General features: G+C 60.7%; 12 protein-coding genes. 9 read left to right on the top strand and 3 right to left on the bottom strand.

Annotated elements, in window-relative coordinates:
- Positions 1–24: 24 nt before the first annotated feature.
- Positions 25–1518: a helix-turn-helix domain-containing protein gene (locus tag ABDX79_RS12410; protein ID WP_346220609.1), complete on the top strand. Its 1494-nt coding sequence runs from the start codon at positions 25–27 to the stop codon at positions 1516–1518.
- Between the two features lie 124 nt (positions 1519–1642).
- Positions 1643–2440: an aspartyl/asparaginyl beta-hydroxylase domain-containing protein gene (locus tag ABDX79_RS12405; RefSeq protein ID WP_346220608.1), complete on the top strand. Its 798-nt coding sequence runs from the start codon at positions 1643–1645 to the stop codon at positions 2438–2440.
- Positions 2441–2690: 250 nt separating this feature from the next.
- Here ABDX79_RS12405 and ABDX79_RS12400 read toward each other — a convergent pair whose 3' ends face one another.
- Complete coding sequence (locus ABDX79_RS12400; RefSeq protein ID WP_463671164.1) at positions 2691–4508, bottom strand: ABC-F family ATP-binding cassette domain-containing protein; 1818 nt, start codon at positions 4506–4508, stop codon at positions 2691–2693.
- A 260-nt stretch (positions 4509–4768) separates the two neighbouring features.
- Here ABDX79_RS12400 and ABDX79_RS12395 point away from each other — a divergent pair, with 260 nt between their 5' ends.
- The gene (locus ABDX79_RS12395) at positions 4769–4990 is read left to right on the top strand and encodes an AbrB/MazE/SpoVT family DNA-binding domain-containing protein (protein ID WP_346220606.1); all 222 of its coding nucleotides are present in this window, start codon (positions 4769–4771) and stop codon (positions 4988–4990) included.
- Positions 4987–5379, top strand: a complete 393-nt coding sequence (locus tag ABDX79_RS12390) for a type II toxin-antitoxin system death-on-curing family toxin (protein ID WP_346220605.1) — start codon at positions 4987–4989, stop codon at positions 5377–5379. Before ABDX79_RS12395 ends, ABDX79_RS12390 begins: the two co-directional genes overlap by 4 nt.
- Positions 5380–5452: 73 nt before the next feature.
- Here ABDX79_RS12390 and ABDX79_RS12385 read toward each other — a convergent pair whose 3' ends face one another.
- A complete protein-coding gene (locus tag ABDX79_RS12385) occupies positions 5453–7018 on the bottom strand; it encodes an alkaline phosphatase D family protein (RefSeq protein ID WP_346220604.1) in 1566 nt (521 codons plus the stop codon).
- 274 nt (positions 7019–7292) lie between these two features.
- Between ABDX79_RS12385 and ABDX79_RS12380 the strand changes: the two genes are divergently transcribed.
- The 4 genes from ABDX79_RS12380 to ABDX79_RS12365 all read left to right on the top strand — a co-directional run bounded on the left by ABDX79_RS12380 (position 7293) and on the right by ABDX79_RS12365 (position 11146).
- Complete coding sequence (locus ABDX79_RS12380) at positions 7293–9119, top strand: flavin-containing monooxygenase (protein WP_346220760.1); 1827 nt, start codon at positions 7293–7295, stop codon at positions 9117–9119.
- A gap of 209 nt (positions 9120–9328) precedes the next feature.
- Complete coding sequence (locus ABDX79_RS12375; RefSeq protein WP_346220603.1) at positions 9329–9496, top strand: DUF1328 domain-containing protein; 168 nt, start codon at positions 9329–9331, stop codon at positions 9494–9496.
- 316 nt (positions 9497–9812) lie between these two features.
- A complete protein-coding gene (locus ABDX79_RS12370; RefSeq protein ID WP_346220602.1) occupies positions 9813–10385 on the top strand; it encodes a sigma-70 family RNA polymerase sigma factor in 573 nt (190 codons plus the stop codon).
- Complete coding sequence (locus ABDX79_RS12365) at positions 10382–11146, top strand: anti-sigma factor (RefSeq protein ID WP_346220601.1); 765 nt, start codon at positions 10382–10384, stop codon at positions 11144–11146. Before ABDX79_RS12370 ends, ABDX79_RS12365 begins: the two co-directional genes overlap by 4 nt.
- Before the next feature lie 163 nt (positions 11147–11309).
- Here ABDX79_RS12365 and ABDX79_RS12360 read toward each other — a convergent pair whose 3' ends face one another.
- Positions 11310–13049, bottom strand: coding sequence for a diguanylate cyclase (locus ABDX79_RS12360; protein WP_346220600.1), 1740 nt, complete (start codon positions 13047–13049; stop codon positions 11310–11312).
- A gap of 517 nt (positions 13050–13566) precedes the next feature.
- Here ABDX79_RS12360 and fucP point away from each other — a divergent pair.
- Positions 13567–14871: an L-fucose:H+ symporter permease gene (gene fucP, locus ABDX79_RS12355; protein ID WP_346220599.1), complete on the top strand. Its 1305-nt coding sequence runs from the start codon at positions 13567–13569 to the stop codon at positions 14869–14871.
- The last annotated feature ends 117 nt before the right edge of the window (positions 14872–14988 follow it).

Below are 14988 nucleotides of genomic sequence, written 5' to 3'. Positions count from 1 at the left end.
GGCCGTGGCTCGAAGGACTGAGCCATGGCCGAGAACAAGATCTTTGCCGGCCCCCGCATCCGCAGCATCCGCCATGGCCTGTCTCTCACCCAGACCGCGATGGCCGAAGAACTCGGCATCTCTCCGTCCTATCTCAACCTGATCGAGCGCAATCAGCGGCCCCTCACGGTCCAGCTGCTCCTGAAACTGTCCGAAACCTACAAGGTCGATCTCGGCGATCTTCGCGGCTCGGAGGACAAGGTTCTCGGGGAACTGAAGGCGCTCTTTTCCGATCCGCTCTTGAGCGGCGAGATCGCGGGCGACCAGGAGCTTGCCGAAATCTCGACCGCCGCACCCAATGCGGCGAAGGGCATCCTGAAGCTCTACCGCGCCTATCGCGAACAGCAGAGCCGCCTCACCGATCTTTCGACGCTGCTTGCCCAGGAAGGGCGAACGACGAGCGTCGCGGACACGCGGCTGCCGATCAACGAGGTTCACGACATCTTCGAGAGCCGGCCCAACTTCTTTGCAGAGATCGACCGGGCGGCCGAGGCCTTTTACGAAGAACTGCAGATCGAGACCGGCGACGGCGCATCGGCCGCGCTGAAGGCCTGGCTGCGCAAGGAGCGCGACGTGACCGTGCGCGTTCTGCCTGTGCACCGCATGCCGAACTATCGACGCCGCTTCGACCGGCATTCGCGGCGTCTCTTCCTCTCCGAACGGCTTTCCCATGCCGACCGGTTGCGCGAGATCGCGCTTCAGGCCGTGACGCTGAAATTCGCCGATGTCATCGCCGCAGAGTGGAAGACCTTCACCTTCTCGACCGACGAGGCCGGACGGCTCGCCCGGTTCGAGCTCCTGCGCTATGCCGCCCACGCGCTCATCATGCCCTATGGCCCCTTCCAGAAGACGGCGGTGAAAGAGGCCTACGACATCGACGTTCTGGCGGCGCGCTTTCAGGTCTCGTTCGAACAGGCGGCGAACCGGCTGACCACGCTCCAGCGACAGAACGCTCCCGGCCTGCCCTTCTTCATGCTGGAGGTCGATAATGCCGGAAATCACTTCCGGCGCGCGGGCGCGCGAGGCTTTCCGGCCCAGCGGTTCGGCGGCGAATGTCCCAAACTGCCCGTTCACGCCGCCTTCGCCCAACCCGGACACATCATCGTCGAGGGCGCGATCATGCCGGAGGGCACCGAATTCCTGCTGCTTGCCCGCACGCTGGAAGGGCTTCAGACCGGTTTCGAGGAACGCCCCCGCCGCACCGCGATCCTGATCGGCTGCGATATCGGCTACAAGGACGAAACGGTCTACGGGCGCCAGCTGGAAACCGGCAAGGCGAAAACCGACAGGAACCGGGCCGAACGCGAGCCAAGCGAGGGCGAGCCTGCCGGGCGCGAGGCGAGCCATCTTCTCAAGATCGGTCCGGCCTGCCGCCTCTGCGAGCGTCAGGCTTGCCTTGCCCGCGCCGAGCCCCCGCTTGCACGCCCGTCCGGTTTCGACGAGATGGTTACGGGGCTCTCGGCGTTTGATTTTCAGTGAACAATCCTCACATCGCAACTCAAGCGACGGATTTTCCGTTTCATGACCATTATATGACGGCGAGGAGCAGGCGGCCGCCAGTCGGCACCGCCCCAGCCGCCAAAAGCGCACGACACGAGTTGAGATGATGAGCAAGACTGCGAACAACCAGAAGTTCAAGACCGAGGGCCTCGAAGACACGATGGCAGGCGAAGGTTTCGTCGCCCGCTCGGTTCAAAAGCTCGTCGACAAGGCTGAAAAGCTCAATCTTAAGCATTCCGCCGTGGGCAATCCGCCGGTCTTTCCGACGAACGCCTTTCCCTGGGCGCGCGAAGTGGAAAGCGAATGGCACCTGATCCGGGCCGAGCTGGACAAGCTTCTGGTGCGCAAGGGCGAGCTGCCGGCCTTTCACGAGATTTCCTCGGAAGTGCGCTCGATCTCGTCGGACAACGACTGGAAGACCTTTTTCCTCTGCGGCTACGGCATCAAGTCGGAGGAAGCGATCAAACAGTGCCCGGAAACCTGGCGCATTCTCCAGAAGATCCCCGGCCTGAAATCGGCGATGTTCTCGATCTTCGAGCCGGGCAAGCATCTGCCGCCCCATCGCGGACCCTATAACGGCGTTCTGCGCTTCCATCTCGGCCTGCTCGTGCCGGACCAGCCGGACAAGATCGGCATTCGCGTCGACGACCAGACATGCCATTGGGAAGAAGGCAAGGCGCTGATCTTCGACGACGCCTACGAGCATGAAGCGTGGAACCATTCCGATCAGGTTCGCGTGGTGCTCTTCGTCGACTTCGAAAAGCCGCTCAACCAGCCGGCCAAGGCGATGAACAAGGCCGTCCTCAATATGGCGGTGTTCACGCCCTTCATCCGCGAGGGCTACAAGGCCCACAAGAAGTGGGAGAAGATGTTCTATGGCGAGGGAACCAAGCACCGGTGAGGGGTGGGGTTGGTCGTCTCCGATACAGACGGACCTTTGAGAGCACCGCTTTTTTAAGGTCCGGCGGTCTTCAGTGGCACAATCCCTCGGCTCGTCATCCTAGGGCCCCGTCCCGAGGATCCAGAGAAGGTCGCGACAGCACGCTGAAGTCAGCTTCGACACGAAACGAAAGATCGCGCTGGATTCTCGGCACGGGGGCCGAGAATGACGAGAATTTTCGGCTTAGCGCGGGGTCCTCGCGCCGCGGTGCCTACCCACCCGCCATCATCTCCAGCTCCAGCCACTCGTCTTCTGCCTTGGCTAAAGCTGCGCGGTCGGCATCGATCGCCGAGGCAAGGGCATTGAAGCGCTCGGGGTTCTTCGAAAAGAGGTTCGGATCGCTCATCTCGCTTTCCGCCTTGGCGATCCGGGTCTCCAGCTTCTCAATTTCCTTCGGCAGATTTTCGAGGGCGAATTTCTGCTTGTAGGAAAGTTTGTTGGAATTGGCCGCCGGCTTTGAACTGGCCGAAGCGTTCGATCCACCGCTCTTTTTCTGCGCACCCTTTCCGCCGCTTTCCGGCTTGGCAGCCTTCGCGGCGTCTCGCTTCTGGGCGAGCATATCGGAATAACCGCCCGCATATTCGAGCCAGCGGCCTGCATCGGCCGGGTTCACGACGCTCGTCACAGTCCGGTCGAGAAAGTCGCGATCATGGCTGACGAGGAGCACGGTGCCGGGATAGTTGGCCACGAGCTCTTCCAGCAGGTCCAGCGTCTCCATGTCGAGATCGTTGGTGGGCTCGTCCAGCACCAGCAGATTGGCGGGGGTCGCCAGCGTCTTCGCCAACAAAAGCCTTGCCCGCTCGCCGCCCGATAGATTTCCGACCGGCGTCCGCATCTGCTCGGGCTTGAACAGGAAGTCCTTCAGATAGCCCGCGACATGGCGCGGCTCGCCATTGACCATCACCTGATCGCCCCGCCCGCCGGTGAGGGCGTCGGTCACGCTCTCCTCGTCCTTCAGGGCCGCGCGCTTCTGGTCGAGAAAGGCAAGATCGAGATTGGTGCCGAGCTTCACGCGGCCTGAATCGGGCTTGATCTCGCCGATCAGCATCTTGAGAAGCGTCGTCTTTCCCGCCCCGTTCGGACCGACGAGGCCGAGCCGGTCGCCGCGCCCGATGCGGGTGGAGAAATCCTTGACCAGCGTGCGCTCGCCATAGGCTTTCGTCACGTCGATCGCCTCGATGACCAGCTTGCCGCTTTCGCGGGTCTCGCCGGCGCTCATGGCCACCTTGCCCTCGGCCCGGCGCGCGTCCTTGCGGTCGCGGCGCAGCTGATGGAGGCCCTCCAGCCGGCGCTGGTTGCGGGTGCGCCGCGCGGTGACGCCGTAGCGCAGCCAGTGTTCTTCCCGGACGATCTTGCGATCGAGCTTCTGAAGGTCGCGCTCTTCTTCCTCAAGCAGCTTGTCGCGCCAGCCCTCGAAGCTGGCAAAGCCCTCGTCGAGCCGCTTGGCGGAGCCGCGATCGAGCCAGACCGTGGCCTTCGTCACGGTTTGAAGGAAGCGGCGGTCGTGACTGATGGTGACGATCGCGCTCTTGATCTGGCCAAGCTCGCCTTCCAGCCATTCGATGGTCGGCAGGTCGAGATGGTTGGTCGGCTCGTCAAGCAGAATGACGTCCGGTTCCGGCGCCAGCGTGCGGGCGAGCGCCGCGCGGCGGGCCTCGCCGCCGGAAAGGTTCGCCGGCACCATGTCTTCCGAAAGACCGAGCGCCATCAGGCACATATCCACCCGGTAGGGATCGTCCGCCGGGCCAAGCCCCGAGCGCACATAGTCGCCGACGGTCTCGAACGTGCCGAAATCGGGCTCCTGCGGGAGATAGCGCAGTGTGGTGCCGGGTTTCAGGAACACCTCGCCGGCATCGGGCTCGATCTGCCCGGCCGCGATCTTCAGAAGCGTCGACTTGCCGGAACCATTGCGGCCGACAAGCGCGATCCGGTCGCCCGGCAGAACATTGAGTTCGCAGCCGGTGAGAAGCGGTGTTCCGCCGAACGTGAGGCGGACATCGTCGAGGCGAAGAAGCGGTGGTGAAGCCATGCGGCTCATTTAGACGAATGAAAGCGCCTTCGTAAGAGCGATCAGACGTGATTTCAGACGAATATGTCGGCGAAATTCACGCGATGTCGAATGGCGTCGCAATCAGAGCCTCTTGCCGTTTTTAAACGGGCTGCGGTGTCGCGCACGCGATCCCGGTTTGCACAGCGAACTGCAGGAGGTTGCACAAGCGACGTTGCAACAGGTGTCGCAACGACAAACGGCCGGCGTTATATCAGTTGTTATAACGGAGGAGACATCCCATGAACGTCACCATTCGAAAGATCGGCAATTCCGAAGGGATCATCATCCCGAAGGACGTGCTCGAGGAATTGGGTCTCAGCTCAGGCGACGAGCTGAGTATCGTGCGCCAGGGAGACGGCGTCAGACTAGAGCCGGTAAAAGCAGATTTCGATCGTCAGATGAAAGCAGCTCGTGAGGCGATGGCGAAGTACCGGGTCGCTCTGCGCGAACTGGCAACATGACGGATCGCCAATGGCTGTCTCGCCAGGCAATCGAAACGATCCATGACGAACAACTTCGCGAGCAGGGCGGGCTGTTCGGTCTAAAGGACGAAAACGCGCTAGAAGCGGCTCTTTCGCGCCCGGTCAACAAAGCCGCCTCCGGTGAACCGGATATATTCGACCTGGCCGCAGTTTATCTTTACGGACTGGTGCGCAACCATCCGTTCAACGATGGCAACAAGCGGATCGCCTTCATCGCAGCTTACGTGTTCCCTCGTCTCCATGGCTACAGGATCGAAGCGGGTCAGCCTGTGGTCATCGCCTTCGTACTTGGGGTCGCGGCTGGCGAGATCGACGAAGAGGGAGCCGCGCGGTTCCTGCGCGACCATGTGGAACCGGTGGTGGACTGAAGTCAGCCCCGGTCGACCAGACCCCGGCGGCTTCGACCGCCTGATAGCGCGCCTTTCGCGAAGGAAAGGGTGCTTATGCCTCGCGCTGCGGCTCAAGCGTCGTGGACCAGAGTTCGGTGTTATCCCAGTCCATCAGGCGGACCGTCAGCGCTTCGCTTTCCCCATCGATATCGACGAGGCCGAAGAACTGCAGGCCTTCAGACGGCGGAAGGTTGGCCCGGCCTCCCTCCGGGGCCTTGGAAAAGCGGACTTCCGGCCCGAAGGTCCCATCCAGTTCACCGGGCCCGAAGGTTCCCGAATGGATAGGACCCGAGACGAACTCCCAGAAGGGTTCGAAATCCTGAAACGCGGCCCTGTCCGGCGAATAATGATGGGCGGCGGTGTAATGGACGTCGGCGGTCAGCCAGACCGTATTGAGGATATTCTCCCGCTTGATGAAGCGCAGGATCTCCGCAAATTCCATCTCCCGGCCCTTCGGCTCGCCGTCGTCGCCGTTCGCGACCGCTTCCCATAGGTCGCCGTCGCGAACAAGGAGCCCGATCGGCATGTCGGAGGCGATTACCTTCCATGTCGCCTCGGACTTTGCGAGCGCGTCCTTCAGCCAGGCAATCTGACGCGTGCCCATCATGGCGCTCGCCGCAGAACTCTCATCTTGAAGGTTGTCACTGTTGCCGCCGCGATATGAGCGCAGATCGAGGAAGAAGACATCGACCAGCGGTCCGTAATGGATCGTCCGGTAGACCCGGCCCGGTTCCTCCGGCTGGTAGCGGATCGGCGTCATTTCGTGGAAGGCCTGGCCGGCACGCGAGGCAAGCAGCAGGACGTCCTTCACCGAGTAGCGGTCATCCTCCGACAGGTCCTTCGACGGCGACCAGTTGTTGACGACTTCATGATCGTCCCACTGGAAGAAGGTCGGAACCTCAGCGTTGAAATCCTTCAGGTTCTGGTCGAGCAGATTGTATTTCCACTGGCCCCGGAATTCGTCGAGCGTCTCGGCGACCTTCGCCTTTTCCGGCGTGACGATATTGTTCCAGACGCCGCCCATTTCGAGATCGACGCTCTCTTCCATGGGCCCGTCCGCGTAGATCGTGTCGCCGGAGTGAATGAAGAAGTCGAGGTCGTGGCTGTTCATCGTCCCGTAGGTCTTCATGCCGCCCCGGCTCTCGTCGATGCCCCAGCCCTGCCCGGCCGTGTCGCCCGACCACGCAAAGCGGACATTGCGCTTTTGGGTGGGTGCCGTGCGGAAATGGCCCCTCGTCCAGTCCGACTGGGCGTTGCTGTCGGTGAGGTCGGTGGCGCGAGCGCGCCAGAAGATATCCTGATCGGACGGAAGTTCGGTGAGAAGGCGCTTGACCGCGAGGTCGTTGTCGGGGGTCGCGCTGATGGCATGGAGCCGGGTCGGGTCCTTGAAGCTGTCGGTCGTTGCCCATTCGAACTCGATGCTCGATGGCCTGTCTGCACGGACCCAGGCCATGCCGGAAGAGGTATCGACATCGCCGGACTGAACGCCGTGCGTAAAGGACGGACGGCTCTGGGCGCGGCTCAGCCGGGGCATTGCGAGCGAGGATGCGGCAACGAGGCCCGTTGCGCCGGTCGTCTGAAGAAACCTGCGACGGGAGATGGAGACAGGACGGGACATCGGGAGGCCTTTCGGGCTTTCAGGTTTTCGTATCCGAAGTTTCCGCGCCCGTCGTGACCCCCTGATTGCGCTCTCACGAAGATTTCATGAAGGCAGAAACCCCTGTGAAGGCGGGTCTGAACCACCCATGCCGTTGCAGCACCGGGGTATACTTTCGGACTCCTTGCAGACCATGTCCCCGACGCGCAGACTGCCAGGCGGACACGGCCAGCGTTCGGGAGGGCGCTTAAAATCAACACCCGTGCCGACATGCATTTCAAAGGGAGGAACAATGATGAGCGAAACGCTCGAAAGACCTCGGAGCGAAGAAAAAAGCGAAATCCGCCGGAAGACGGAAGCCTGGTTCGCAGATTTCGAGAAGACGCTCGCCGCCGGTGATGCGGAAGCAGCGGCAAGCATGTTCGCGGCCACAAGCTTCTGGCGCGATCTCGTCACCTTCACGTGGAATATCAAGACCGTCGAAAACCCGGCCGGCGTGAAGGACATGCTTCTGGCAACGCTCGACCGGGTGCGGCCGAAGAATTTTCAGCTTTCTGACGAGCCGAGCGAGGATGGCGGCGTCATCACCGCCTGGTTCACCTTCGAGACCGATATCGCGCGCGGCGAAGGCCTGGCCCGGCTTCAGGACGGGAAAGCCTGGACCTTCCTCACCGCGATGACGGAACTCAAGGGATACGAGGAAAACCGCGGCAAGGCGCGTCCCCTGGGGGCCGTTCACGGCCATGACAGCGACAAGCTGAACATGCGTCAGCGTATCGACCAGGAAAAGAAGACGCTCGGCTACGAGACGCAGCCCCATGTGGTGATCGTCGGTGGCGGCCAGGGCGGCATCGCACTCGGCGCGCGGCTTCGCCAGCTGGGGGTGCCGGCGATCATCCTGGAACGGCGCGATCGACCGGGCGATTCATGGCGCAACCGCTACAAGTCGCTCTGCCTGCACGATCCGGTCTGGTACGATCACCTGCCCTATCTGAAGTTTCCGGAGAACTGGCCGGTCTTTGCCCCCAAGGACAAGATCGGAGACTGGCTGGAATTCTACACCAGGGTCATGGAGCTTAACTACTGGGAGAAGTCCGAAGCGGTTTCCGCCCATTACGACGAGGCCAAGGGCGAATGGGTCGTCGAGGTGAATCGCAACGGCGAGAGCGTGACGCTTCGCCCGAAGGAACTGGTCTTTGCGACCGGCATGAGCGGCAAGGCCAATAGGCCGAAATTGCCCGGCGAAGAGAAATTTAAAGGCGAAGTCCAGCACTCCTCCCAGCATCCGGGGCCAGACGCCTATGCAGACAAGAAAGTCGTTGTCGTCGGCTCCAACAACTCGGCCTTCGACATCTGCAGCGCACTCCACGATGTCGGGGCGGACGTCACCATGGTTCAGCGCTCGTCGACCCACATCATCCAGTCCGACAAGCTGATGGAATACGGGCTCGGCGATCTTTACTCGGAGCGGGCGGTCGAGAGCGGCGTCGACACTCATAAGGCGGACATGATCTTCGCGTCCCTGCCCTATCGCATCCTCCACCAGTTCCAGAAGCCGGTCTATGACAAGGTGAAAGAACTCGACAAGGACTTTTACGATGGGCTGGAAAAGGCCGGCTTCAAGCTCGATTGGGGCGATGACGGCTCTGGCCTCTTCATGAAATATCTGCGCCGCGGGTCTGGCTATTACATCGATATCGGTGCGGCCCAGCTCATCATCGACGGCAAGGTGAAACTCGCGTCAGGCCAGGTGAAGGAGTTCACCGAGACCGGCATCAAGCTGGAGGACGGCACCGAGCTGCCGGCCGATCTCGTGGTTTTCGCCACGGGCTACGGCTCGATGAACGGCTGGGTCGAAGACCTGATCGACCGCGACACTGCGCTGAAGATCGGTAAGGTCTGGGGCCTTGGATCCGACACCACCAAAGACCCTGGCCCGTGGGAAGGCGAGCAGCGCAACATGTGGAAACCGACGCAGGTGGAGCACCTTTGGATGCACGGTGGCAATCTCCACCAGTCGCGTCACTACTCGCTCTATCTCGCGCTTCAGTTGAAGGCCCGATACGAGGGCATACCGACGCCGGTCTACGGGCTGCAAGAGGTGCACCACCCGGGGATCTGATCCAGCATGCATCGGCCAATGCCAGTTCAGGAAGGGTCGGTCTTCGGATCGGCCCTTTTATTCAGCCATCCAAAAGATTCTTTTTCATCAACGGGATCACATTGCAGGGTGCGACGTTTTAACAACTGAAATCACCGTCGATACGGCCGGGAGTAAACGGGACGGTCTCGCGCGGATGATCAAAACCCGATCTCGAAAGGACCGTCATTATGTTTGGTTGGGCAATTCTCTTTCTCGTCGTCGCCCTTGTCGCGGCTGTTCTCGGCTTTGGCGGCATCGCCGGCACCGCTGTCGGCATCGCAAAGATCATCGCGGTCGTCGCGATCGTTCTGTTCCTGATTTCGCTGTTCATGGGTCGCCGCGGGCGCTCGCTTTGACGTAAACACCACCTTATCAGGCGCGGCGCCTTCAGGCGCCGTGCCTTTTTCAGCCACGCCCCTTCCGGCAACGGCCTTTACGCTCTTCTCAAAATCTCACCATCCACCGCTCCCGATCTTCCGTGCCATCGATCGCAGTCAGTGCGTCGTCGGTCGGTTGAGCCGTTCGGCCGTCGTAGAGGATGTGTCCGCCCCTGCGAACTCGAGAGCCATGAGCGTTTTCTTTCCAGACCCAACGCAAGTCGACCTTACGCAAATCGGTTGACTTCCGCCCATCAAACTTGTTGGCCTTTTCGCCGTGTCAGGGAGTATCGAGATGGCGACGAGTTCAAACCAGGACGCCGACAACGGTCGACAATATCTGGTCCAGTGCTTGAGCCAGATCGGGGCCGGCGACAAGGCCGCGCTCAAAGCCCTTTACGATCGCACCCAGGCGAAGCTTTTCGGCGTGGCCTTGCGTATCTTGAACGACCGGCGAGAAGCCGAAGACGTCTTGCAGGATGTCTATCTCTCGGTCTGGATGAAGGCCGCCGATTTCGACCCCGATCGCGCAAGCCCGATCACCTGGCTCGCGACGATCGCGCGGAACCGTTCCATCGATCGGGTCCGTCAGATCGGCCGGCGAGACGAAAAAGACATCGACACGGCCCTCGACGTCGCCGACGATACGCCCGACGCATTCGCTCATCTGAGTGCGGAGGACGATCGCAAACGCCTGGACTCTTGCATCGACGAACTCGACGAGAGGACGGGCACAGCCATTCGTACCGCGTTCTTCGGTGGGCAGACCTACCAGGAGCTTGCGGATAAAGCCGAGGTTCCTCTCGGTACCATGAAAAGTGTCATCAGGCGCGGCCTGATCAAGCTGAAAGGATGTCTCTCCCAATGAGCGACCTTCAGGATCAGTCAGAAGCAAGGCCCGACCTGGCGGCAGAGTATGTCGTGGGCGTCCTCGATGGCGCCGAGCGCCGGGCGGCCGAGCGCCGGATGCGCGAAGATGGCGCGTTCGCCTCCAGCGTCGTGTGGTGGGAAAACCGTCTTGCGCCGCTGGTTTCGGAAATCCGCAGCGTCGATGCTCCCGCCGTCGTGTGGGACCGTATCAGTGAAGATATCGACCGGATCGCCCGGGTCAGCGCCACATATCGCGGAAGAGCCGAGCAGACGAAGACGAAAACGAAGGCCAGCAGTGGCTACAGCGGCGTCTCGCCGATCTGGCGGACGCTCGCCGGCGCAAGTTCGCTTCTGGCAGCCGCCGCCTTCGTCGCCCTGGCGGTTCTCGTTCCGCCGGAGGGGTTCCGGACTGGCGCGCCGGAGGGGCAGATGCTGGCCGCGCGGCTTGCCTCCGATACGGGCGAGACCTTCTTCACCGTCCTCGTCGATCTGCAAAACCAGACGGCGACGCTGATCCCGGTCGACGGGATTGCCGATCAGGACCGCGTCCCCGAACTCTGGCTCATCGAAGATCAGGCGCCGGCACCGCGCTCCCTTGGCCTGCTTCAGGACGGGCAGCCTTTGACGCTGAAGCTTCAGCAGGTCGGCGAGAACGCGTCCGGCTCGACGCTCGCAATTTCGCTTGAACCGCAAGGCGGGTCGCCGACGGGCGCTCCGACGGGACCTGTCGTTGCGACCGGTGCTCTGGATCGCATCTGAAGCCGGAGTGCCAATGTCGTTTCAGGCAACGCAGAAACGAACATCGTTCGATGAAAGCGAAAGAAGTGAGGACTCCAGCCCCCTTTCGCGACTAATAGGCGCTGGATCGAGCTGAAGGGAGACACCCGTCTCAAGACCCGCCGGTCTTGAGACGGGTGTCATATTATTTCGCTTTGAATGCCAGCACGTTCGCGTCTGCGTCCGAACCAAAAGAGGCAGCCAGTCTCGTCGTGTTTCGACCGGCGCTCTTGGCTTCGTACAGGGCCTTGTCGGCGCGACTGTAAAGCGATCGAGCGGATTCACCGGGCCCCGTATCCATGGCTATGCCGATCGAAACGGTGACACTTCCACATGGCGTCAGGTCATGCATCGCTTTAGCGCGGACTGCATCGTGTATGCGGTTCGCGACGATAAGCGCCTGGTCCTGACGGGTCGATGGTAACAGGATTGCGAATTCTTCTCCTCCGATCCGAAAGAGGGCGTCGTCAGGATGATGAAGCTGCGCCTGCAAGGTGTCGGCCATGGAGCGCAGAACGTCATCGCCGACATGATGGCCGAACCGATCGTTGATCGACTTGAAGTGATCGACGTCGACGATGAGGAGAGACAACCGGTTTTCGAGGCGTTTCGGCGACATCAGGTCCTGCTGAAGAGCGGTGTCGAAATATCGTCTGTTGTTGACGCCGGTCAGCGCGTCTCGTGTCGCCAGACGGGCCATTTCCCTTACGGCGGACATCGCTTTTTCTTCGGCCTGTTCAGCCTTTCTCAAAGCAGCCGAAAGCGCGCTTGTCCGTTCCGCGATGCGATATTCGAGCAGATCGTTTGCCTCCTTCAGCGCATCCGCCTGGGCGGAGAGTGTTTTCGCCTGCTCGCCGATGTCGATCGATGCTGAAACGATCGCAGCGCCGAGCTTGTTGGCTTCATGGATCGGAAGCGTCGGTATTGTGACAGGACGGCCGGAACGCATGCCATCGGCTGCCGATGTAAGGGCTTTGCAGGACGCTTGAATGCGGCGTCCTGCAAACCAGAAGCCAGCGAAGAGGGCCGAGGCCATTGCGAGCGCAAACGATCCGACGATGACATGAGAAGCCCAGATTGGCGCTTCGACGAGCGACTTTGAAATACCCGTTGTCAGGGTCCAGTTGGTCCGACTTTCGGTTGTCCAGAAGCCGTAGACCTCGACTCCGGCCGGATTGACGCCTGACCAGGTACCGCTCAATGAATTGACGCTGCTGAAGCCGGGAAGGATCTGCCCCGTCTTCTCAGCGTCCCTGTCCGTTCTTGCGATGATGCGGCCTGTACGATCGACGAGAGAGCCGAAATATCCGTCGCCCAAATTTCTTTCGGCCAGGAGATCAGCAAAGGTCGCCATATCGATGAACGCCGTCACGACGTAACGTACATCTTCCGAAGGCGAGCGCCGCTTTCCCGGTCCCGCTTTGACCGGAACGGATAGGGCAATGGCGTAACCTTTTCCCGTCGGCGAGGGCAAAAGGTTCGAAACGAAATTCCCTTTCGTCTCCGCGACTATTTTGGCCTGATCATAAGCAAGCACTGACTCGAGCGTTTCGTTTACGCGCTCACCCGAAGCGTAGACTTCTTTGAAGAGCCGCATATCGAAAACCGATATTTCGCCCTTGAAAGCGAGCGCCTCCGCCAGGATGGCAAGCATTTCGCGGTCAATGCCGTCTGAGAACGCTGGAGAGCCGGCAATGGCATGAAGCGCTGCGATTTCCGCATCGACGACGTCGTGAACGACATGGAGCAGTTCTGCGTTCTGTTGTTGGCCAGCGGCAAGTCGCTCCTGCTTTTCTTTATAGGCATAATAACCAATCGTACCGCTGAGGATGCCGAGGAACGGCAGGGCGACAGCGACGCCGCAGACGATCACATATGTCTTCAAAAATCTTGGTCTTCGCAAGAACGAAACAATGTCCATTGTGATTCTCCGCCCCCTCACAACCACACCAATTTTAGATAAGACAAACTGAATTATTATCAGTCGATACGATTATCGAGACGACCAGAATAACTAATAAAAGCTTTGTTACGTATTCATATGTCGTTTTCCGACAACGTCGAAACATCCAGAGACAGCAGTTTGCTGCCAAGAAATACTTCTTCTTGCTTATCATCAGGACAGCTTCACTGAGGCCTTTCCATCGGATGGTCTCGAAGCAATCTGTCGCTTGCGTGCTCAGTTGGCCGGCAAACGGTGGCGGCAAGCGGACACCGATCAAGCGCCCGCGTTGGTTCACGCGGGCCGATGCGCTTGAGATTCCACGTTCTTTTCATGAGAATTTTCGCGCTAAGCCTCGCTCGAAGGCGTCTCGCCGCTATGCTTTTGAGAAAGAAAATGCTCGCAGAGGGATGAAGAACAATCCGATTGCGGGCAGCATGGCGTTGGGAGGCGCAGCGAGATGAAAGACAAGCCGCCCTTTTTCTATTCGGGAATGACAGTTCCCTTCGTTCTTCTCGTCACCTGCTTTGCAGCCTGGGGCATTGCGGCGAACATGACCGATCCCCTGGTCAACGTCTTCTCGAAGATCTTTTCCATGTCGGCCCTGCAATCGGCCTTCGTGCAGTTTTCCTATTACGGGGCCTACTTCCTGCTTGCCCTCCCCGCAGCCTTCATCACAAGGCGCTATTCCTACAAGACCGGCGTTCTCGTCGGCCTCGGCCTCGCGGCGATCGGGGCCTTCCTGTTTTATCCGGCGAGCATCTGGATGACCTTTGGCCCGTTTCTCGCCGCGCTCTTCGTTCTGGCGGCGGGGCTGTCGGTGCTCGAAACATCGGCCAATCCCTTCGTCATAGCCATGGGGCCGGAAGAGAACGCGACACGGCGGTTGAACTTCGCCCAGGCTTTCAATCCGGTCGGCACGAATATCGGCGTGTTTCTCGCCGCAACGCTCATCCTGCCGCAGCTCAATCCCGCAAGCGAGGCCGAGCGCGCGGCGATGGCGCCCGAACGGCTCGAACAGATCCAGCAGGCCGAGCTGAGTGCCGTGATGACGCCCTATGTGGGCATGGCCTGCCTGCTCGTCCTCATCTGGATCGGTATCGCCCTGTCGAAGGTGCCGAAAACGCGCGACGAGGAGGCCGGTATCTCCTCTCTCGACGTGGGGCCGACGATCAAGCGACTGGTCAAGAACCGCCATTACCGCTTCGGCGTCATCGCCCAGTTCTTCAACGTCGCGGCCCAGACTTGCACCTGGACGTTCACCATCCAGTATTCCCAGTCCGCGATCGGCGCCACGGAGTCTGCGGGTGGCGCATGGCTGCAGGCGAGCCTCATCGTCTTCCTGATCTCGCGCTTCGTGATGACCTATCTTCTGGGTTTCTTCAGGCCGTCGCTTCTGCTCTGCGCCATGGCCGCTCTCGGCGTCGTCCTGTGTCTCTACGCGGTGATCGTGCCAAATCTCAGCGGCGTCATCGCGGTCGTTTCCCTGTCGCTCTGTCTCTCTCTGATGTTCCCGACGATCTACGGCATCGCGCTCGAAGGCCTTGGCGAGGATACCAAATTCGGCGCGGCCGGCCTCGTCATGGCCATTCTCGGCGGGGCCTTACTGCCTCTCGTGCATGGCGCAACGATGGACGCCTATGGCGCGACCACCGCCTATGTGGTGCCGGCCGTCTGCTTTGCGTTCGTCGCGGCATACGGCATCTTCGACCTGATGGTGAGCCGGAGGCGGCACGAGGGTCAAACGATAGGCACGAATGCATGAAGGTTGCGTGAAACCACCCATGCATTGAGGCATGGGCGCATCCCACCCCGATGCGTTGTCGTTGCCCGTCGCAAAGGTCATATTGCAGTGCAGCAGAGACAAGAATGTCCGCACTGG

It is taken from the genome of Fulvimarina fulva (assembly GCF_039652615.1).
In the GTDB taxonomy this organism is placed as follows: Bacteria; Pseudomonadota; Alphaproteobacteria; order Rhizobiales; family Rhizobiaceae; genus Fulvimarina.
The sequence above is the reverse complement of the archived record's forward strand: the minus strand, read 5'-3'. Positions and strand labels throughout refer to the sequence as shown.